Annotated in this window: 18 protein-coding genes and 1 pseudogene; 15 read left to right on the plus strand and 4 right to left on the minus strand. The window is 57.7% G+C overall.

All coding sequences use genetic code 11. From position 1 onward, the window contains the following. Positions 1-4: 4 nt before the first annotated feature. A complete protein-coding gene (locus tag B9Y90_RS06885; RefSeq protein ID WP_085540703.1) occupies positions 5-328 on the plus strand; it encodes a YdbL family probable chaperone protein in 324 nt (107 codons plus the stop codon). Positions 329-420: 92 nt separating this feature from the next. Here the strand turns inward: B9Y90_RS06885 and B9Y90_RS06890 are convergent, their stop codons facing one another. Beyond that, entirely contained in the window at positions 421-1,380 is a 960-nt protein-coding gene (locus B9Y90_RS06890; protein ID WP_085540704.1) for an IS110 family RNA-guided transposase, read from the minus strand. A gap of 255 nt (positions 1,381-1,635) precedes the next feature. Further along, entirely contained in the window at positions 1,636-2,550 is a 915-nt protein-coding gene (gene feaR / locus B9Y90_RS06895; RefSeq protein ID WP_085540705.1) for a transcriptional regulator FeaR, read from the minus strand. Positions 2,551-2,739: 189 nt separating this feature from the next. On the opposite strand from feaR, the gene B9Y90_RS06900 reads away from it, so the two are divergent. The 3 genes and pseudogenes from B9Y90_RS06900 (at position 2,740) to B9Y90_RS06915 (ending at position 6,250) form a co-directional block, all read left to right on the plus strand. Continuing rightward, on the plus strand, positions 2,740-4,242 hold the full coding sequence (locus B9Y90_RS06900) for an aldehyde dehydrogenase family protein (RefSeq protein WP_085540706.1): 1,503 nt from the start codon (positions 2,740-2,742) through the stop codon (positions 4,240-4,242). 906 nt (positions 4,243-5,148) lie between these two features. Beyond that, positions 5,149-5,439 (plus strand): annotated as a pseudogene (locus B9Y90_RS06910) (transposase); the annotation flags it as partial. Positions 5,440-5,560: 121 nt separating this feature from the next. Then, on the plus strand, positions 5,561-6,250 hold the full coding sequence (locus tag B9Y90_RS06915; RefSeq protein WP_085540707.1) for a class I SAM-dependent methyltransferase: 690 nt from the start codon (positions 5,561-5,563) through the stop codon (positions 6,248-6,250). Positions 6,251-6,292: 42 nt separating this feature from the next. On the opposite strand, the gene tynA is transcribed toward B9Y90_RS06915, so the two are convergent. Next, positions 6,293-8,566, minus strand: a complete 2,274-nt coding sequence (gene tynA / locus B9Y90_RS06920) for a primary-amine oxidase (RefSeq protein ID WP_085540708.1) — start codon at positions 8,564-8,566, stop codon at positions 6,293-6,295. Between the two features lie 402 nt (positions 8,567-8,968). Then, positions 8,969-11,014 (minus strand): phenylacetic acid degradation bifunctional protein PaaZ, encoded by a 2,046-nt coding sequence (paaZ, locus tag B9Y90_RS06925; protein WP_085540709.1) that lies wholly within the window; start codon positions 11,012-11,014, stop codon positions 8,969-8,971. A gap of 284 nt (positions 11,015-11,298) precedes the next feature. On the opposite strand from paaZ, the gene paaA reads away from it, so the two are divergent. The 11 genes from paaA to paaK are packed head-to-tail and all read left to right on the plus strand — an operon-like array spanning position 11,299 to position 20,813. Next, a complete protein-coding gene (paaA, locus tag B9Y90_RS06930) occupies positions 11,299-12,228 on the plus strand; it encodes a 1,2-phenylacetyl-CoA epoxidase subunit PaaA (protein ID WP_085540710.1) in 930 nt (309 codons plus the stop codon). Between the two features lie 11 nt (positions 12,229-12,239). Then, positions 12,240-12,527 carry a 1,2-phenylacetyl-CoA epoxidase subunit PaaB gene (paaB, locus tag B9Y90_RS06935; RefSeq protein WP_008461407.1) on the plus strand — a complete coding sequence of 96 codons (288 nt, stop codon included), beginning with the start codon at positions 12,240-12,242 and terminating at the stop codon, positions 12,525-12,527. Between the two features lie 8 nt (positions 12,528-12,535). Next, positions 12,536-13,291 carry a 1,2-phenylacetyl-CoA epoxidase subunit PaaC gene (gene paaC / locus B9Y90_RS06940; protein WP_085540711.1) on the plus strand — a complete coding sequence of 252 codons (756 nt, stop codon included), beginning with the start codon at positions 12,536-12,538 and terminating at the stop codon, positions 13,289-13,291. A gap of 10 nt (positions 13,292-13,301) precedes the next feature. Next, positions 13,302-13,796: a 1,2-phenylacetyl-CoA epoxidase subunit PaaD gene (paaD, locus tag B9Y90_RS06945; RefSeq protein ID WP_085540712.1), complete on the plus strand. Its 495-nt coding sequence runs from the start codon at positions 13,302-13,304 to the stop codon at positions 13,794-13,796. Between the two features lie 7 nt (positions 13,797-13,803). Beyond that, a complete protein-coding gene (paaE, locus tag B9Y90_RS06950; RefSeq protein WP_085540713.1) occupies positions 13,804-14,871 on the plus strand; it encodes a 1,2-phenylacetyl-CoA epoxidase subunit PaaE in 1,068 nt (355 codons plus the stop codon). After that, complete coding sequence (gene paaF / locus B9Y90_RS06955) at positions 14,871-15,638, plus strand: 2,3-dehydroadipyl-CoA hydratase PaaF (protein WP_085540714.1); 768 nt, start codon at positions 14,871-14,873, stop codon at positions 15,636-15,638. The genes paaE and paaF overlap by 1 nt, the downstream gene beginning before the upstream one ends. Continuing rightward, positions 15,638-16,426 carry a 2-(1,2-epoxy-1,2-dihydrophenyl)acetyl-CoA isomerase PaaG gene (gene paaG / locus B9Y90_RS06960; RefSeq protein WP_085540715.1) on the plus strand — a complete coding sequence of 263 codons (789 nt, stop codon included), beginning with the start codon at positions 15,638-15,640 and terminating at the stop codon, positions 16,424-16,426. Before paaF ends, paaG begins: the two co-directional genes overlap by 1 nt. 2 nt (positions 16,427-16,428) lie before the next feature. Next, the gene (locus tag B9Y90_RS06965; protein WP_085540716.1) at positions 16,429-17,853 is read left to right on the plus strand and encodes a 3-hydroxyacyl-CoA dehydrogenase; all 1,425 of its coding nucleotides are present in this window, start codon (positions 16,429-16,431) and stop codon (positions 17,851-17,853) included. Continuing rightward, a complete protein-coding gene (paaI, locus tag B9Y90_RS06970) occupies positions 17,843-18,268 on the plus strand; it encodes a hydroxyphenylacetyl-CoA thioesterase PaaI (protein ID WP_039293238.1) in 426 nt (141 codons plus the stop codon). Before B9Y90_RS06965 ends, paaI begins: the two co-directional genes overlap by 11 nt. Next, a complete protein-coding gene (pcaF, locus tag B9Y90_RS06975) occupies positions 18,265-19,473 on the plus strand; it encodes a 3-oxoadipyl-CoA thiolase (protein ID WP_085540717.1) in 1,209 nt (402 codons plus the stop codon). Before paaI ends, pcaF begins: the two co-directional genes overlap by 4 nt. A gap of 23 nt (positions 19,474-19,496) precedes the next feature. Continuing rightward, positions 19,497-20,813: a phenylacetate--CoA ligase PaaK gene (gene paaK, locus B9Y90_RS06980; protein ID WP_085540718.1), complete on the plus strand. Its 1,317-nt coding sequence runs from the start codon at positions 19,497-19,499 to the stop codon at positions 20,811-20,813. Positions 20,814-20,858: the final 45 nt, after the last annotated feature.

The raw sequence follows: 20,858 nt of genomic DNA on the forward strand, positions 1-20,858 counted from the left end.
GGCGATGAACTCTATTATTAAAGGCGCGCTGCTGGCCGGCCTGTTCTTCAGTACCTCCGCGATGGCTTTGACGTTAAACGAAGCGCGTGAGCAGGGGCGGGTGGGTGAAACACTAAGCGGCTACCTGGCGCCGATCAAGCAGGATCCGGAAACGCTGGCGCTGGTGAAGAGCATCAATGAAGGCCGCGCGCAGCACTATCAGCAACTGGCAGACACCAACAATGTCTCACTCGATGACGTTGCTCGCCTGGCGGGACAGAAACTGGTGGACAGAGCGCCTGCCGGGGAATACGTGCGTGGGCTGAACGGGCAGTGGATGAAGAAATAGCTTTGTCCTTCTCTCTCTGCGAGAGGGCGTGAACAAGATTCCCCATCGGTTGTTTTCCCCCTCTCACTCTGGGAGAGATACCGTCTTGTCGGCTATCCGGCAAGCGGTATTTCAGCGTTAAATTCCCGCCCTGATTTCACCACACCATAAGCCAGTTGCAGCAGCTTTCTCATTCCTGCACATACGTGTTCTTTTCCTGTCTTCCCTCTGCTCCCCATCCGGGTCATCAGGTCTTTCACCACTTCATTACACCTTCCCGCCACCACCGCGGGCATATACAGCACGCTACGCAGCTCACTGCTCCCCACTTTGGACAATCTGCTCTTTCCCTTCCACATCCCGGATTCACAACGCCGTGGGTTCAGGCCTGCGTAAGCCACCAGAGCCTTACTGCTGCTAAATCGCCTCAGGTTTCCCGCGAAGGCCAGAAGACTCGTACTCAGTACATCGCCCACCCCCGGGATACTCTCCAGCAGCGCTTTGTCTTTCCTCAGGTCCGGATCATCATCAATGTGCTGCCTGATTTTCTTTTTTGTTTCTTTTATCAGTTCGTCCAGCGTGGCGATGTGTTCTTTTAACGAACCTGTTATGACCTCATCTGCGGCCTCCAGCCTGTTCTCTTCCATCTGACGCATCTCTTCAAGATTTTTAAGATGACGCACAAGTGCGGTCAGCTGTCGCTGGCTGAGAGGGGCCGGATGCCATTGGGCTGGCTGATGCAGGGCACAATACCGTGCTATCAGAGCCGCATCGCTTTTATCCGTTTTGTTTCGCGTCAGTTCGGTATTGCTGAAGGCATGAATGCGGGCAGGGTTTTCCAGACTGACGCAATAGCCACCATCAGACAGTGCCGTGGCGAGCTCCGTGCTGTAGCTGCCGGTCGCTTCCATACAGACATGACACTCCCCAAAGCGGGCCAGCCAGTGAATAAACTCACGACATCCCGCGGGCGTGTTAGCAAACTTTTTAGTTTTGTATTTCTGATTAGGCAGCAGGACAGCGACATCAAATTTTAGCTTAGCAATATCAACGCCGACAGGAATGAGTGTCATCTGATTCTCCATAACCTTATGAATAATATTGCCAGACCATCCTTATGTGTGGGTGCTCAGCGGCACAGGATACCGTTCGGTCTTGAGGCGACAGGGAATAAGGTTGCCGGGGCATAATCTCTCCCGCGGGCTCAGAGGCACCAGGGCTGGGTGATGCTCACCGGCAACCTCCCGATGATCAGTCGGGGATCTTCCCCGCACTGGTGGGGAAGATCAAGACATAAGGGCTGGGGTGAGGGTTGCATTAAGTACCTTTCAGGCAGACTGAAAACGCTTGCGATACTCCCCCGGCGACACGCCAAACCTGCCCTTAAACGCCGTTGAAAAATGGCTGTGATCGGCAAATCCCCAGTTGTAACCAATCCCCGCCAGCTTCTCGCTATGGTTGGCCGTGCGCAGTGCCTGGGCGCAGAGATCAAGCCGACGGTTTTTAATGTATTGCGCGACAACCAGGCCTTTATCGGCAAACAGGCGGTAAAGACTGCGCACTGACATCCCGGACTCGGCGGCGATCCACTCCGGTCGCAGCGTTTCAGACTGAATATGCTCATCAATCAGCGTCATAACTTTCTGCAGATGGCGGTCGCGCTTTGAGGTCGGCAGGCTGTGCCGGATGAGCGCCGGGGCAAGCAGGCAGGCTATCGCCTCCAGCGTGGCTTCACTTTCTCCGCCGGTCAAACTGTCGCTGCCCATACTTTCGCGCAGCAAACCCTGGCTGAGGCGAACCATGGGCATATCGGCAGGGAGTCTTTGCGCACAGGGAATTTCACCCATCCGCAGGTGCTGCTCCAGCAGATGGCGGGGCAGTAACAGTGAAACCTGCTTCGCGCCGTGGGTATAGGTAAAACAGCTGGGGCGTGAGGCGTCGATAAGAGTGATATCTCCCTGGCCGAGAACGGCCTGATTTTCGCCTTGCTCCATCACGGCTTTGCCCTCCAACTGGAAGACGGTATAGAACCAGGCGTCGTTGCTTTGGGCGACTTCACGGTTTGTTCTCAGCAGACGTGCCTGGTTAATCTCCACCACGCTGAGCTTGATAGCATGGGCAAGATGCTCTCTCAGGCTGCCGTAAAATCCTTGCTCCAGCGCCACACCTGAGAAGCGACCACATGCGCGATTCACCTGATCAAGCCACTTTTCGAATCGCTCGCCGTGCTGTTTTTCCGCCATATATCCTCACTTATTGCCGCCAGAAGCCATAACTATAGGTAAATGCGATTCAAAAAAAGAATCATCATCGACATTTGTGTAGCGTGTCACAGCCAGCAAAGCGAATGTCAGCCGCAGAAAACCCTAACCTCAACATAGCGCCTAGAATGAAGGTGGGCTACACGATAATGACCTTGATAAGGAGATGCTATGACTGAGCCAGAAGCGGTAAGCGTGCTGGGCAGTGTGCGCCAGTTTCTTCAGCGCTCACACGGGCTGTACATTGATGGCCGCTGGCAGACATCAGACGGCGAGGGGCGCCTGCCGGTCTTTAACCCGGCGGATGGGCAGCAAATTTCTAGCAGCGCCGACGCCAGCGCTTCGGATGTGGATCGCGCGGTAACGTCTGCATGGCGTGCCTTCAGCAGTGGTGTATGGGCAAACATGCTGCCTGCCGGGCGGGAGCGGATCCTGCTGCGGTTTGCCGACCTGCTTGAGCAAAACATGGAAGAACTTGCGCAGCTTGAGACCCTGGAGCAGGGCAAGTCCATCAACATCTCTCGTGCATTTGAAGTGGGCTGTACGCTGAACTGGATGCGTTATACCGCTGGCCTGACGACCAAAATCAGCGGCCGGACGCTGGATGTCTCAATCCCCATGCCGGAAGGTGCGCGTTATCAGGCCTGGACGCGTAAAGAACCGGTTGGGGTCGTGGCCGGGATAGTGCCGTGGAACTTCCCGCTGCTGATTGGCATGTGGAAAGTCATGCCGGCGCTGGCGGCAGGGTGCTCGATTGTCATCAAACCCTCAGAAACCACGCCGCTGACACTGCTGCGTATGGCAGAACTGGCGACAGAAGCCGGCGTGCCGGATGGCGTATTTAACGTTGTCACCGGCAGCGGCTCCGGCTGTGGTAAAGCCCTGACCGAACATCCACTGATTGCCAAAGTCAGCTTCACCGGTTCAACGGCGACGGGCAAAGGCATTGCCAAATCTGCGGCGGACAGGTTAACGCGCGTCACGCTGGAACTGGGGGGGAAAAACCCGGCCATCGTTCTGAAAGACGCTGACCCGGCGATGGTCATTGAAGGTTTAATGGCGGGCAGTTTCCTTAACCAGGGGCAGGTGTGCGCTGCCAGTTCGCGGATCTATATCGAAGCGCCGCTGTTCGACACGCTGGTGAGCGGCTTTGAGCAAGCGGTTAAGTCCCTGCAGGTGGGGGCGGGTATGGATCCCGCGGCCCACATCAACCCGCTGGTATCCAAAGTGCAGCAGGAAAAAGTGGCCGAGTACCTGGCGCAGGCGCAAGCACAACATGCGGAGATTATCTCCGGCAATCAAGGCCCGCAGGGCAGCGGGTACTATATTGCCCCGACGCTGGTGGTGAACCCTGCCGCTTCGCTGCGCCTTGCCAGAGAAGAGGTCTTTGGCCCGGTGGTTAACCTCGTGCGCGTGGCGGATGCGGAAGAAGCCTTGCGACAGGCCAATGACAGCGACTACGGGCTGACGGCAAGCCTGTGGACCAACAACCTGCAGGCGGCGATGCAATACACCGGGCGGATACAGGCGGGCACGGTCTGGGTGAATAGCCATACGCTGATCGACGCGAATATGCCGTTTGGCGGCATGAAGCAGTCGGGCACAGGGCGTGATTTTGGTCCGGACTGGCTTGATGCCTACACCGAGACCAAAACCGTCTGCGTGCGTTATTAAACGTTGGCACATTTCGGTACTTATCACGCTCCGGAATAAGTCGCGGCTGGTAATCTGCTGGTTCCCTCCCGCGAGGGAAGATCGTTTTCCGATCTTGACCATTACTCTTGATAAGAAATGTTACTACCTTCAGACCGGGTCTTCCCTAATGCCGATCGTTTAAAGATCGGTTGACCGATCCGGTGGCTGGTGTAAAAAGGGTTCATGTTTATCATGGACCCTTTTTAAATGGTGCGCCGGGCATGGTGCGCAGCGCCGTGGCAGGCGCTGTTCTCTGGCTGTGGTAGTCAAAGAACGACTAAGAGGTGAAAGTCCTCCACACACCCGGCAAGGGGAAGTGTTAGCGGAAGGCAAGGGCGTCCACCGTGAGGGGAATCTGAAGGAAGCCGGAAGCAAAATGCTGGTCTGACGAACAGGAAGCGGTTAAGGCGGCGTAGTGGGGTAAGGCGGCCATTATCGTCAAAGCCCAATACTTGCACGGAACACTACGACGTACAGCCGACAGATATAAGCAGGAAAGTCGCGTGAATTATCCCGGGAGATCTGCCGTTCTGCCAGTGTGCTACCGGTGCCGTGAGGGGCCGGGATTGAGCAGCAGAAGTCAGCCGACGCCGTAGTAGTGCTGTAAAACCGACAGCATGAAGGGCTGAACATGATTAACCGTGATTAGGACGCAGGAACCCGATGATGATTAATGCAGCACAAGCGCAGGCCACTGCGGCCACAGGCGGAGGAGACGGACGAATCTGTCGGGGCTGTCTGATGGTGCTGAAATCAACACGGCGGCCAGCGGGCAAACGAAAGCGGAAGTGCTGTTGACGATGGAAACGGTGATAACGAGAGAAAACCTGATGCTGGCGTATCAGCGGGTGATGGAAAACAAAGGCGCGGCAGGGGTTGATAGTCTGCCTGATGGAGCTGAGCAGTCATCTGATCAACGCCAGCGCCTTTGACAGCGAGAACGTCAGCGAAATGCGACTGGCAGCGCAGCTGGCAGAGAGAACACCGGATGAGAGTATCACTCTGTTCGATAAAGGATTTTACTCCCTGGGACTGCTTCATCACTGGCAGACGTCCGGAGAAAAACGGCACTGGCTACTGCCGCTGAAAAAACACACACAATATGAAGTCGTACGTAAGCTGGGACGTGGTGACGAGCTTGTTGAACTGAAAACCAGCCCACAGGCCCGGAAACAAAGTCTTTCTACACTCACCTTTCATGTGATATCGTAAGTTACATGAGTCGCTAAAGGGGCGCTCTGGCCCATTTTTCCACCATGGTGATGTTTACCCGCAGCGCACCACAGGAGGTGAAATCATGAACGGCACAAATGATATTTTTAATGCAGAGTTTTCCCGCCAGTACGATGCCAGCAGCGAACGTCTGAAAGACATGTCTAACAACCTGCATGCCTTGCTGTCTTTACTTCTTCGGGATCTTCCGGCCGAGGCGAAAGTGCTTTGTGTTGGCGTAGGGACCGGCACCGAAATCGTCCGGCTGGCAAAGCTGTATCCCGAGTGGCGCTTTACCGGGGTCGATCCTTCCCCCGATATGCTGGCTGTCTGCGCAGAAAAACTTGAGCGGGAAGGGCTGAGCGACCGCTGCACGCTGATTGAAGGTCACGTCGTTGACGTGCCTGAGCAGGAGACTTTTGATGCAGCGCTCTGTTTGCTGGTGGCGCATTTTATCCAGCATCCTCAGCGAGGGGGTATCTATCAGCATATCGCTGACAGGCTAAAACCTGCAGGGCAGCTGATTACCGCTGAAATCGCGGGAGATATGGCGGATCCTGATTTTGACGGGCAATTAAAGCATTGGGTTGCGCTGCAGCAGGCTTATACCCAACGCCCGAGAGATATTTCTGAAGTGAAAGCTGAACTCAACCAGCGGTTGCTGTTGTTGCCGCCTCGCCAAACCGGGGTGCTGCTGCGCGAAGCCGGGTTTGCCAGCGCGCAACCCTTTTTCCAGTCGCTGCTCATTCACGCCTGGCAGGCAATCAAGCCTTAGCCTTAAATAAACGGCGCGCTGAAGCCGCGCGCCGTGAACCCTTTATTTACTGGTCATTTCCTCTGACTTCACAAGTGTTGGCGTTTCATTAAAGAAGTTCCACGGTTTCAGCAGAGCGTGAACCCACTCGGTCGGCATGATGGGCCATTCTTCGGCGCGGGCGATATGCGTGGTGCCGGTGGTTAACCAGACAACGTTATCCGTGTTTTCAAGCGACTGATTGTCTTTGTTGTAAGCCCCTAAACCGGTGTCGTGCGCGGAGCGGTTCGGGTATTTCCCTTCGGAATAGCGCTCATCCGGGTTGTAGCGTGTCACCCACAGCTGCTTATCCATAAAACTCAGGCGATGGTAAATCCATTCATCCGGGGCAAACTTCGCGCCGGTTGCGACAGGATGAGTACCGCCCGCGTAAGGAATCAGCTGGTAGGAGACCGGGTTACCCATACGGTTTTCTTTGTTCGGGTTGCTTAGCAGGCGGACAGTGCCAGGGTCAAATTTCTGCGCGGCGTCCTGCTCGTTTTTGATCGCGTATTCATTCGTTTGCATGGTGCTGGTGCGCGGGCCGCCGCTGGTATTTGGTTTCACCACCGGGTCAATCGCGGTCAGACTGTTGTTTTCGCCGTCCACGTCGAGATCCAAACGGAAGTTATAAATATGTTGATGCGTCGTTCCGACAATATTGTGGTCGATCAGCGTCCCGTAGCGGGTATCTTCTTTCGCGGTGGCATCGTGCATGGTCTTAGCTTTCACGCCTTTTACCGCCTCAATCCCGGTTGCGCCCGCATCAATACCGATGGTGCCATTCTGGTGGAAGACCCAGTCAAAGATGTAGTCGTAGTTGCCGACGGTACTTATCCAGCGGATCACCAGCTCGCGACGTTCGCTGCTGACGTTCGGTTGCCCCATTTCCTGATGTTTGTATTCCGGCCCGGCGTAGCGCTCGAAAATGGCGATAGCTCGCGGAATAGTGGTGGGTTTACCGGTGTAATCGGCCAGGGTTTCGTCCAGCAGGACGGCGTTAGCCGGTGCATCTTTGCCGCGCACGATAGGAGACGTGAGCGTGCCCATGCCGTAATCCCCGGCGTCCAGATAAGCTTTAAAATACCAGCCAATATCCGGGTCGCCATACGGCACAATCATCCCGCCGAGCGATCCTTCATACATGATTTTCCGTTTAGTGCCGTTGTCGTTGTAGGTCACGGTGGAAATAATCGGGCCAACGCGTGAATTCAGGCGCAGGTGAAAATCCCAGTTTTGCCAGTGAATCGTGTCGCCGGTGATGGTGTAGTTTTTCCCTTCCGGCTCAATGATATCCAGCGGCTTGAGGTTGGCGGCCTGCCGGTCGCGGCCATCATAAGGGCGGGGCGTCATTGGCACAGGAATGACCGGGCCTTCCTCAATTTTGATGATTTTTTTCTGCTCGAGATCCACCACCGCGACCAGGTTTTCAATCGGATGTGCCCAGTAGTTGCCATCGCCAACGTCAAGATAGCTCACCACTTTCAGCAGGCGCTGATCCTGCTTCAGGCCATCCTTGCCGTCGAAATAGCCGACGGTTAGCGGGGTAGTAACCACTTTTGACGGATCGCTGATACCGCGTTTTTTCACCGCTTCAGCGAATTCTTTGCTGTTGTTGATAATGGACTGCACGCTGGCAAAATCGTCCAGCAGCACCATACCCTGTGCGCCTTCGATAGGTTTCCAGCTCTTAACTTTCCCAGCGGCCAAATCCACTGTGGCTTCGATAATATGGCGGCCGTCCAGCATGATGACGTCCGCCTCGCGCGGCTGACTGACGCTGGTGCCGTCCATCACAAACTTCCAGACCTGCTCTTTAGGTGGCTCACGCAGTGAGATTTCGGTAAAGCGAATAGTCGGTTTGTAGTCAGCCGCGCCTTTGATTATCTCCACCGTTTTATTAATTTCGTCGGCGCTCAGAGAATTCAGCGGATGCGGCTTTTTCTCGACCGCAAAGGTTTGATCCAGGCCGGACTGGAACACTTCATTGATAAACCCTTCGGAGATAAACGCCGTTTTGCCTTTAAAGATCACCGGCACTTCAAGCTTCAGCGTTTTGCCGTTAACGATAGCGGAGGTGGCGCTGGGCTTCACCTTCACGTAGGCACCGTCTTTAACAAGGGTAAACATCTGCGCGTAATCGTCCCACTGGACGTCTGCGCCGAAATCCGTCAGCGTTTTTTGCATCGGCACCATATGTGCCTCGCCGCCGTGGGCAAAAGCGGGGGCGTTAGTTCCCGCCGAGATCAGGAGCGCAATAGCCAGCGCCAGCGCTTTTTTTCCAGTTTTCATTGTCATCGCTTTTTCACCTTAAAAGTGCGTTGTGTTGTTATTTGCGTGCTGGATAAAGACTGTCGGATTCAACATAACAACTTCCGCCGGGGCTTCCCTTGCGCTCCCTGCCAAGCGTTTTGCTGTGGTTGCCAGAATGTGGGATTGGGGAGGATTGTTGCTCCGGGCCGATGAGCGTCGGGTTAAATTCAGCCCTCACCCCGGCCCTCTCCCAGAGGGAGAGGGGGAAAATAACCTACGGGGGGATTTGTTTATTTCCGTTCACTGAGGAGGAAACAAACGATGTGCTATTTGTTCCTTGTTCCGGAAAAGAAAACCAGCAATGGGGCCGCTGTTTGTTCCCTCTCCCTTCCAGGGTGAGGGTAAAAAACTAAAAGCAATATCAGAGGTGAAGGACTTGCCGAACCATCAAGAGGCAAAATCACCATGCAGACGGGCAACCAGCGTCAGGATTGAGTAGCGGGCAACGATCTGCTGATGTTGGTTGGTGATATCCACCGCCCATTCCACCACGCCAACCGGTTTATCTTCCGCCGTTTTCTGCGGCTTGGCGGTTTTACGTTTGCAGGTCAGGCGCACCTGAATCGTATCGTCGATTTTTACCGGCTCGATAAAGCGCAGGTTTTCCATGCCGTAGTTGGCAATCACCGGCCCGACGCCTGGGTCAACAAACAGCCCGGCAGCTGCGGACACCACAAAATAACCGTGCGCCACGCGCTCGCCGAAGAATGACTCCGCCGCGCCAATTTTGTCGGTATGGGCGTAGAACCGGTCGCCGCTCAGGTTGGCGAAGTTGGTGATATCGGCCTCGGTGACGGTGCGGCGGGCGGTCAGAATGCTTTCCCCGATACGCAGTTCCTCAAAATGTTTGCGGAACGGATGCACGGCGTCCTCATGAACTTTTGCGCCGTAGTTCCATTGCCCGCTAACGGCGGCAAGCATCGTCGGGCTGCCCTGAATGGCGGTGCGCTGCATATAGTGCTTCACCGCCCGCAGGCCGCCGAGTTCCTCACCGCCACCCGCGCGACCTGGGCCGCCGTGTACCAGCATCGGCAGTGGAGAACCGTGCCCGGTTGATTCTACGGAAGACTCCTGGTTCAGTACCTGAATGCGTCCGTGAGCCCGAGCCGCGCCGAGAATAAAGTGACGGGCCGTTTGCTCATCGGCGGTCACCAGCGTACCCGCCAGGCTACCCTGACCGGCGCGCGCCAGCGCCAGGGCATGCTCAGCGTCCCGGTAAGGCATCACCGTGGCTACCGGGCCGAAGGCCTCCAGTTCGTGCACCACAGGTGTTTCGTCCGGCTGCTGGCAAAGCAACAGAGTTGGTGGGAAGAAAGCGCCTGATTGCGCAGTATCGGCTTTGCCGCCCAGCAGGACATCACACCCAGCGGCGATCAGCTGGTCAACTTTACGCCGCACGTCATCCCGCTGTTCAAGGCTGACCAGCGCCCCCATGCGAACGCCTTCTACCGCCGGGTCGCCGGGCTGTATTTTTTCCAGTTTCGCTTTCAGCGCTTCAATCACCGATCCCAGTTGGTTCTGCGGCACGATAATTCGTCGAATCGCGGTACATTTTTGCCCGGCTTTGGCGGTCATTTCGCGCACGACTTCCCGCACGAACTGCGCAAATTCAGGGTGTTCAGGCGTGACATCTTCCGCCAGTACGCAGCAGTTAAGCGAATCCGCTTCCATGGTAAAGGGAATTGAACGGGCAACGATATTTGAGTGACAACGTAACTTCTGACCGGTGCTGGCCGAACCGGTAAACGTCACCACGTCCTGTTCATCCAGGTGCTCGAACAGATCGCCTACGCCGCCGCAGATGAGGCTTATCGCCCCGTCCGGCACCAGGCCTGACTCAACAATGGCTTTCACCATCGCCTGAGTTAACTGCGCGCTCGCCGTGCCCGGTTTGATGATGGCGGGCATCCCGGCCAACCAGGTCGGTGCGAGTTTTTCGAGCATCCCCCAGCAGGGGAAGTTAAAGGCGTTGATGTGCAGCGCTACGCCCGACTTCGAGGTGAGGACGTGGCGGGCGGCGAATCCGCCTTGTTTGGACAGCGGAATCAATTCATCTTCAGGCCACAGCGTGTCGTCAGGCAGCTCGCGGTTGCCCATTCCGGCGTAGGCAAACAGCGTGCTGATCCCGCCTTCTATGTCTACCCAGCTGTCGGCGCGGGTGGCGCCGGTTTGATAAGAGACTTCGTAAAACGCTTCTTTCTGTGCCAGCAGGTGCTTAGCCACCGCTTTTAACATTGCGGCGCGCTGAATAAACGTCATTGCCTGCAGCGCTTTGCCGCCTTGCGCAATGGCGAAGCGTTTGGCCGCCGCCATATCCGCCCCTTCGCTGGTCACCTGCCACAGCGGTTCGCCGTTAACGGCATGAAAAATGGTTCTTTCTTTCCCCTGGCCGCTAAACCACGTCCCGGACAGATAGCTGGTTAACTGTTGCATCTCACTCTCCATTACATGCTGCATTTAATGCTTATAGTTTTTATTTTATGAATCATAAAAATCAAGCTGTAATTTAATAAATTGTTAACATTGTAATGGGGTGTGCTTTTTGTCTTTGATTTATATCAATGATAAGTCTCTAGTTTATGATATTTATCGTGATAAGCCTCACAAACGTGCGGTGTAATCTTTGCGATCTTCATTAACTTATCTGTAACTTTTAATCATAATGTGATTCGTAATATCGTAATGTGTTGAGTTAAATTGAATCATAAGGTGATGCCGTGACAGAACAAGAACGCTTTGATGAGTGCATCCAGCAGGAGACCGCCATAGAGCCGCAGGACTGGATGCCGGAGGCTTACCGCAAAACGCTGATCCGCCAGATAGGCCAGCATGCGCATTCAGAAATCGTCGGCATGCTGCCGGAAGGTAACTGGATAACACGCGCCCCCAGCCTGCGCCGCAAGGCCATTCTGCTGGCCAAAGTGCAGGATGAAGCCGGGCACGGGTTGTACCTCTACAGCGCTGCGGAAACCCTGGGCTGCGCCCGGGAAGATATCTATCAGAAGATGCTCGACGGCAAGATGAAGTACTCCTCCATCTTTAACTATCCGACGCTTAACTGGGCCGACATCGGCGTGATTGGCTGGCTGGTCGACGGCGCCGCCATCGTTAACCAGGTTGCGCTGTGCCGTACCTCTTACGGGCCTTACGCCCGGGCGATGGTGAAAATCTGCAAGGAAGAAAGCTTCCACCAGCGGCAGGGGTTTGAAGCCTGCACCGTGCTGGCGAACGGCAGCCCCGAACAGCGTCAGATGCTGCAGGACGCGATTAACCGCTTCTGGTGGCCCGCGCTGATGATGTTCGGGCCCAACGATGACAACTCGCCGAACAGCGCCCAAAGTCTCGCCTGGAAAATCAAACGCTTCGGCAATGACGAGCTGCGTCAGCGCTTTGTCGACAACACCGTGCCGCAGGTTGAGCTGCTGGGGATGACCGTGCCGGACTCCGATCTGCATCTGGATGAGGCTACCGGCCATTACCGCTTTGGCGAAATTGACTGGCAGGAATTTAACGAAGTGGTGGCCGGGCGTGGCTTATGCAATGAAGAGCGCCTCGCCGCCAAGCGTAAAGCCTGGGAAGAGGGGGCATGGGTGCGCGAAGCCGCCCTTGCGTATGCCGAAAAACAACAGGCCCGCACCGCCGCCTGAAGGAGTATGAAATGAGCAAAATTTACTGGCCGCTGTACGAAGTCTTTATTCGCAATAAAAAAGGGCTGTCCCATCGCCACGTTGGCAGCCTGCACGCGGCCGACGACCAGATGGCGCTGGAAAATGCCCGCGACGCCTACACCCGCCGCAGCGAAGGCTGTTCCATCTGGGTGGTGAAGGCGAGCGAAATCGTCGCTTCACAGCCGGAAGAACGTCCGGAATTTTTCGACCCGGCTGACAGCAAAGTCTACCGCCACCCAACGTTTTACACGCTGCCTGACGGCATCGAGCACATGTGAGGCCGCCGATGACACTCGATCCTGTAGCGACCTATAGCCTGCGCCTCGGCGACACCTGCCTCGTGCTGGCCCAGCGCCTGAGCGCCTGGTGCGGCCATGCGCCGGAGCTGGAGATTGACCTTGCGCTGGCCAACATTGGCCTCGACCTGCTAGGCCAGGCTCGCAACTTCCTGACCTACGCCGCCGAGCGCGAAGGCGAGCACCTTGACGAAGACAGGCTGGCCTTTGGCCGCGACGAGCGCGAATACCGCAATCTGCTGCTGGCGGAACAGCCCAACAGTGATTTCGCTGAAACGCTGGTGCGTCAGTACCTGCTGGATGCCTGGCACGTCTCGCTGTTCAGCCGCCTGGTGGAAAGCAAAGATCCGCAGCTGGCGGCCATCGCAGCCAAAGCCATTAAAGAAGTGCGCTATCACCTGCGTTTCAGTCGTGGCTGGTTAGTTCGCCTGGGCAACGGCACTGAGCTTTCGCAGACAAAAACGCAAAGTGCTTTAAACAAACTGTGGCGCTTCAGCGGTGAAATGTTCGTTGCCGATGAGCTGGAAACCATGCTGGCGGAGCAGGGCATCGCCGCCGATCCGCTTAGCCTCAAAGCCGAATGGCTGCAAGAAGTGACCGCCGGGCTGAGCGATGCCTCACTGCAGGCTCCAGCAGAGGCGCCATACCGCACTGGTGGTAAGCAGGGCCTGCACACCGAACACCTCGGCCCGCTGTTGGCTGAAATGCAGTACCTGCAGCGCGCTTACCCGAACCAGCAGTGGTAAGGAGGAGAGGATGCAAACCGCCACGCTTCAGCCCGCTGCCGTCCGCGACGTCTGGCGTCTGCTGAGTGAAATCAGTGACCCGGAAATCCCGGTGCTGACCATCACCGACCTCGGGATGGTACGCAGTGTCGAGCACCGCCCGGATGGCTGGCATATCGGGTTTACGCCAACCTATTCCGGCTGCCCGGCCACTGAATTTTTGCTGGCCGCCATCCGTGAAGCGCTGGAAGGCGCTCAGCTCAGTCCGGTGCATATCCGGCAGGTTTTGCATCCCGCCTGGACGACGGACTGGATGTCGCCGGAGGCTAAAACCCGGCTGCGTGAATACGGCATCAGCCCACCGCAAGGGCATGCCTGCCACGCGACGGTCGCCGGCCAGGTAACTTGCCCACGCTGCGGGAGCGAACACACTTCTCTCATCAGTGAATTCGGCTCCACGGCCTGTAAAGCGCTATACCGCTGCAACAGCTGCCGGGAACCCTTTGATTACTTTAAATGTATTTGAGGATGCCATGACAACGTTTCATTCCCTGAAAGTGGCACGTATCGAACCCGAAACCGCAGAGGCGGTGGCGATTACCTTTGCGGTGCCGGACGCGCTGCGCGGGCAGTATCGCTTTCGCCCAGGGCAGCATTTGACGCTGAAAGCCCGTTTGGGCGGGGAGGAGTTGCGCCGCTGCTATTCCATCTGTCGCGCTGAGAATCCCGGTGAAATCTGCGTGGCGGTAAAAGCCATAGAAGGTGGCCGTTTTTCACAATACGCGGTCAGCGATTTAGTCGCCGGGATGTCGCTAGAGGTGATGGTGCCGCAGGGGACGTTCGGCTACCAGCCTGAGGCGAAAACCCGCGGGAACTATCTGGCGCTCGCCGTTGGCTCAGGCATTACGCCGATGCTGGCCATTATCGGCGCCACGCTCGCTACCGAACCAGAAAGCAGCGTGACGCTGGTTTACGGCAACCGCAGCAGCGCCAGCATGATGTTCCGCCAGGCACTGGCCGACCTGAAAGACCGCTACCCGCAGCGCCTGCAGCTGATCTACCTGTTCAGCCAGGAAAGATCGGACAGCGAACTGCTTAGTGGCCGACTGGATGGCGAAAAACTGAAGCAGCTTGGCGACCACCTGCTGGACGTCAAAGGCTTTGACCGCACGTTTATCTGCGGCCCGCAAAGCATGATGCAGGCCAGCGAAGCTGCGCTGAAAGAGATGGGCGTCGCGCCGCAGGATATTTACCTCGAACATTTCAACACGCCGGGCATCGCGCCGGGTGCTCGTTCACGCGCTCAGGCGGCGGGTAAAACCGTCACCTTGCGTCAAGATGGCGTGGATCGCCAGATTACCCTGACCGCCGGGGACGAAAGCATTCTCGACGCAGCGCTACGCCAGGGCGCAGATCTGCCGTATGCCTGTAAAGGTGGCGTCTGCGCGACCTGCCGCTGCAAAGTGCTGCAGGGCGAAGTAGAAATGGGCGTTAACTACAGCCTGGAGCCGGATCAGCTAGCCGCAGGCTACGTGCTGAGCTGCCAGGCGCTGCCAAAGGGCGACGACGTGGTGCTCGACTTTGATGCGCAGGGATTGTGATGAGCGAACTACTTAGCCAGCAAAACGGTCGGGCGCTAACCCTGACGCTAAACCGCCCTCAGGCGCGGAATGCGCTCAACAACGCGCTGCTGACGTTGATTGCCGAAGCGTTAGAAGCCGCACAGCAGGACGCCTCCATTGGTGCCGTCGTTATTACCGGCAACGAACGTTTTTTTGCTGCCGGGGCAGATCTAAAAGAGATGGCGAGCCGGGATATGCCGGCCACGCTCAATGATCCCCGGCCACAGCTTTGGGCGCGCATCGAGCGTTTCCCTAAACCCCTAATCACCGCCGTGAACGGCTATGCGCTAGGGGCTGGCTGCGAGCTGGCACTGCTGAGCGACATCATCGTGGCCGGGGATAACGCGCGCTTCGGCCTGCCGGAAATCACGCTGGGGATTATGCCAGGCGCGGGCGGCACGCAGCGGCTTATCCGCAGCGTAGGCAAGGCGCTGGCTTACCGGATGGTGCTGAGCGGCGAAGCTATCGACGCTGATCGGGCTTTACGTGCCGGGCTGGTTGCCGAAGTGCATCCCGCAGCCTTAACGCTTGAATACGCGCAGAAGCTTGCCGTCAGTATTGCTCGCCATGCGCCGCTGGCGCTGCAGGCCGCCAAAAATGCGCTTCAACAGGCGCAGAACACAGGCCTGAGTCAGGGACTGCTGCAGGAGCGCCAGCTCTTTACGCTGCTCGCCGCCACCGAAGATCGTCAGGAAGGCATCGCTGCTTTTCTGGAAAAACGACCTGCTGAATTCAAAGGACGTTAATCATGAGTTTTATTGTTAGCGATGTGCAAAACGGGGTGATGACCCTGACCCTTAACCGCCCGGAGCGGCTGAACAGCTTTAACGACGAGATGCATCGTCAACTGGCGGAAGTCCTCACCCAGGCCGAGCGAGATGAAACCATTCGCTGCCTGCTGATCACGGGCGAAGGGCGCGGCTTCTGCGCGGGGCAGGACCTCAACGACCGCAATGTTGACCCAAGCGGCGATGCACCCGATTTAGGCTATTCCGTTGAAACTTTCTACAACCCGTTGCTGCGCCGCCTGGCGAAATTACCGAAGCCGGTGATTGCGGCGGTTAACGGCGTGGCTGCCGGAGCCGGAGCCACGCTGGCGCTGGGCTGCGACATGGTTATCGCTGCGCGCTCAGCAAAATTCATTATGTCGTTCAGCAAGCTGGGGCTGGTGCCCGACTGTGGCGGCACCTGGTTTTTACCCCGTCTGACCGGGCGGGCGCGTGCTATGGGGCTGGCGTTGCTCGGCGACACGCTAACCGCGGAGCAGGCACATGAGTGGGGCATGATCTGGCAGGTCGTGGACGACGAACAGCTCAGCGATACCGCTCGCCAGCTGGCCTTGCACTTTGCTACCCAGCCGACCTTTGGCCTGGGGCTTATCAAGCAGGCGCTTTACGCCTCGGAAACCAACACCCTGGATGCCCAGCTCGACCTGGAGCGCGACTATCAGCGCCTGGCCGGCCGCAGCGAAGATTACCGCGAAGGGGTTTCGGCTTTTCTGGCGAAGCGCCCGGCCACCTTTAAGGGGAAATAAGCATGTTAACTCCTGAGGCCGTGATTGCGGTGATTGGCAGCGGCACCATGGGCGCAGGTATTGCCCAGGTGGCTGCCAGTGCGGGTCATACGGTGTGGCTGTACGACATTCAGCCCGGTGCGGCGAAGCGCGCGATTGACGGGATTGATACCGCGCTCAGCGCCCGCGTAGCGAAAGGCAAACTTGACGAGGCTCTTCGTCAGTCAACGCTTGCCCGGCTGCATCCAGCGGAAACGCTGGCTGATTTGACTCAGGCCGCGCTGGTGATTGAGGCCGCCGCCGAACAAATTGACGTCAAGCAGGCCATCTTCCGCGATTTAGCGGCGGTCTGCGCCGCTGATACCGTCTTTTCCAGCAATACCTCATCCATTTCTATCACCGCCATCGCCAGCGGCATCAGCCACCCGGCGCGCGTGGTCGGCCTGCATTTCTTTAACCCTGCGCCGGTGATGAAACTGGTCGAAGTGGTCAGCGGCCTGGAAACCTCCCCAGAGATTGCCGATCGGCTTTGCGAACTGGCGCTGCGCTGGGGAAAACAGCCGGTGCGCTGCCATTCCACGCCGGGATTTATAGTCAATCGCGTGGCACGGCCTTTTTATGCCGAAGCCTGGCGCGCGCTGGAGGAGCAGGTTGCCCCGGCGGCGGCTATTGATGCCGTATTACGCGACGGGGCGGGCTTCCCGATGGGGCCGCTGGCGTTAACGGATCTGATCGGTCAGGACGTCAACTTCGCCGTCACCTGCTCGGTGTTTAACGCCTTCTGGCAGGAGCGCCGTTTCCTGCCTTCTCTCGCCCAGCAGGAACTGGTACTTGGCAAGCGGCTGGGCAAGAAAACCGGGCAGGGCGTTTATCGCTGGCCGCTTGAGGCGCAGCCGGAATATCAACCTCAAGTGCCTGCCGAACTGGCGGCTAAACAGGTCACGCAGTCCGGTAAAACCCTCGACATTGACGGCATCGTTGTCGCCATAACCAGTGGCATGACGGCCACCGCCATGTCGGCTGAGCTTAAACGCCCCTTGGTGCTGCGGGACAAGCTCGCCGAGTCTTCGCTGGAAGTGTTAGCACCTTCGGCTTCAGTCACGCCGCCGCAGCTGGCGAAGGTCATTCATTACTTCCAACAGCAGGGCAAACAAGTGCTGGTGATCAGTGACTACCCCGGCATGCTGGCCTGGCGCACCGTGGCGATGCTCGCCAACGAAGCGCTGGATGCGCTGCAAAAAGGGGTGGCTGCGGAAGCCGACATCGATACCGCGATGCTGCTCGGCGTGAATTATCCGCATGGGCCGCTGGCCTGGGGAGCCAGGCTGGGCTGGCAAAACATCCTGACGCTGCTGGAAAACCTGCAGCGCCATTACGGCGAAGAACGCTACCGCCCGACCTCTTTACTGCGCCAGCGCGCGCTGCTGGAGAACCAACATGAGCACTAACGCCTGGGATAACGCCCGCCTGATGTACGCGCGGGACAACTGCGCCAGACAGATGGGCATTGAAGTGGTTGAGATGGGTGACGGTTTTGCGCTGCTCACCATGACCATCACCGAGGCCATGCTCAACGGGCACCAGACCTGCCACGGCGGGCAGCTGTTTACGCTCGCCGATACCGCCTTTGCCTACGCCTGCAACAGCCAGGGGCTGGCGGCGGTGGCTTCCGGCTGCAGCATTGAATTTCTGCGCCCCGGCAAGGCCGGCGATCGCCTGAAAGCGGTGGCTCGGGTGCGCCAGCAGGGGCGGCAGACCGGCGTCTACGACATCGAAATCATTAATCAGGACGAGAAGACGCTGGCGCTGTTTCGTGGCCGCGCCCATCGCATAGGTACGACGGTTTCAGGAGAAAAATTATGAGTCAGGCTTTTATTTGCGATGGCGTACGCACCCCGATTGGGCGTTACGGTGGTGCGCTTTCGAGCGTGCGTGCGGATGATCTGGCCGCGCTGCCGCTAAAGGCGCTGCTGGCGCGCTACCCCAATATCGACTGGAGCGCCGTCGATGACGTGATTTTGGGCTGCGCGAACCAGGCCGGGGAAGACAACCGCGACGTGGCGCGCATGGCGACGCTGCTGGCCGGTTTACCCCAGGGCGTACCGGGCACCACGATCAATCGCCTGTGCGGCTCCGGGCTGGATGCCGTGGGCTTTGCGGCTCGCGCCATCAAAGCCGGCGATGCTCAGTTAATGCTGGCAGGTGGGGTGGAATCCATGTCCCGTGCGCCGTTTGTGATGGGCAAGGCCAGCTCGCCGTTCCAGCGCCAGGCCGAGATGTTTGACACCACCATTGGCTGGCGTTTTGTGAACCCGCTCATGGCGGCGCAATTTGGTACTGACAGCATGCCGGAAACGGCAGAGAATGTAGCGGAATTGTTAAAAATAAGCCGTGAGGACCAGGACCGGTTTGCGTTTCGCAGTCAGCAGCGTACCGCTCTCGCGCAGCAGAAAGGCATTCTGGCTGAAGAGATTGTGCCGGTCACGCTAAGCGGCCGCAAAGGTGCCGTGACGGAAGTAAGGGAAGACGAACACCCGCGTGCAGAAACTACGCTTGAGCAACTGGCGGCGCTAAAAACCCCGTTCCGTGCGAACGGCGTCGTAACGGCGGGGAATGCTTCCGGCGTGAACGACGGGGCGGCGGCACTGATTATCGCCAGCGAAGCTGCTGCGCTGCAGCACGGCCTGACGCCTAAGGCGCGCATTGTCGCCATGGCGACGGCGGGCGTAGAGCCTCGCCTGATGGGGCTGGGGCCGGTACCGGCAGTGCGTAAAGTGCTGGAAATGACCGGGCTAAGCATCCACGACATGGATCTGATTGAACTTAACGAAGCCTTCGCCGCGCAGGCGCTCGGCGTGCTTCGCCAACTGGGGCTTCCGGATGATGCCCCGCATGTGAATCCTAACGGCGGCGCGATTGCCTTAGGACACCCGCTGGGGATGAGCGGAGCCAGACTGGCGTTAACGGCCAGCCTGGAGCTGCACCGGCGCGGCGGGCGGTATGCCCTTTGCACCATGTGTATCGGTGTGGGTCAGGGCATTGCCCTGGTCCTTGAGCGTGTGAGCTAGTCAAACCTGCGAGTACCCTAATAATGATAACCTCTGAAACTAAGCTGGAACCGATTGAAACCGCATCGCTGGATGAACTCCAGGCCCTGCAAACGCAGCGCCTGAAATGGACGCTGAATCATGCCTACAGCAACGTCCCGATGTACAAGCGCAAATTTGACGCCGTGGGCGTACACCCTGACGATTTTAAAGAGCTGAAAGACATTCGCCTGTTCCCTTGCACCACCAAGCAGGATCTGCGCGATAACTATCCTTTCGATACATTTGCGGTGCCGATGGAGCAGGTCGTTCGCATCCATGCCTCCTCCGGCACCACAGGTAAACCTACGGTTGTGGGCTACACCCAAAACGACATTGATACCTGGGCTAACCTCGTGGCGCGCTCGCTGCGTGCCGCAGGCGGAACGCCAAAAGATAAAATTCATGTCTCCTACGGCTATGGGCTGTTTACCGGCGGGCTGGGGGCGCACTACGGCGCAGAACGCCTCGGGGCGACCGTGATCCCGATGTCCGGCGGCCAGACGGAAAAACAGGCGCAGCTGATTCGTGATTTTAAACCGGACATGATTATGGTCACGCCGTCCTGGTGCCTGAACCTGATTGAAGAGCTGGAGCGGCAGATGGGCGGCGATGCCAGCGGCTGTTCGCTTCGCGTTGGCGTTTTTGGTGCGGAGCCGTGGACCAAAGCCATGCGAGCGGAAATTGAACGCCGCCTGGGGATTACCGCGCTGGACATTTACGGCCTGTCTGAAGTGATGGGGCCGGGCGTGGCGATGGAATGCCTGGAGTCGCGCGATGGCCCGACGATTTGGGAAGACCATTTCTACCCGGAAATCGTTGATCCACAGAGCGGCGTCCCGCTGGACGACGGCGAGCAAGGCGAACTGCTGTTCACTACGCTGACCAAAGAGGCGCTGCCGGTGATCCGCTACCGTACCCGAGATTTAACGCGGCTGCTGCCGGGCAGCGCTCGTACCATGCGCCGTATGGATCAGATTACGGGGCGTTCAGACGATATGCTGATTATCCGGGGCGTGAATGTGTTCCCGTCCCAGCTGGAAGAGGAGATCCTGAAGTTCCAGCACCTGGCACCGCATTATCAGCTAGAGGTGCATCGTCGCGGTCACCTGGATACCCTGGCGATCAAGGTGGAACTGAAGGAAAGTAGCCTGTATCTCAGCCACGAACAGCGCTGCGCAGTTTGCCACGAACTGCGGCACCGCATTAAGTCGATGGTGGGGATTTCAACGTATATCACCATTGTGAACTGCGGCAGTCTGCCGCGCTCCGAAGGGAAAGCTATCCGGGTTTGCGATCTTCGCCAGGCGGCGAATCATTAATCGTCCGTTACGACATCACTAAGCGTGCCGGGGGATCATCTTTCC

It is taken from the genome of Cedecea sp. NFIX57 (assembly GCF_900177785.1).
GTDB lineage: Bacteria > Pseudomonadota > Gammaproteobacteria > Enterobacterales > Enterobacteriaceae > Cedecea > Cedecea neteri_C.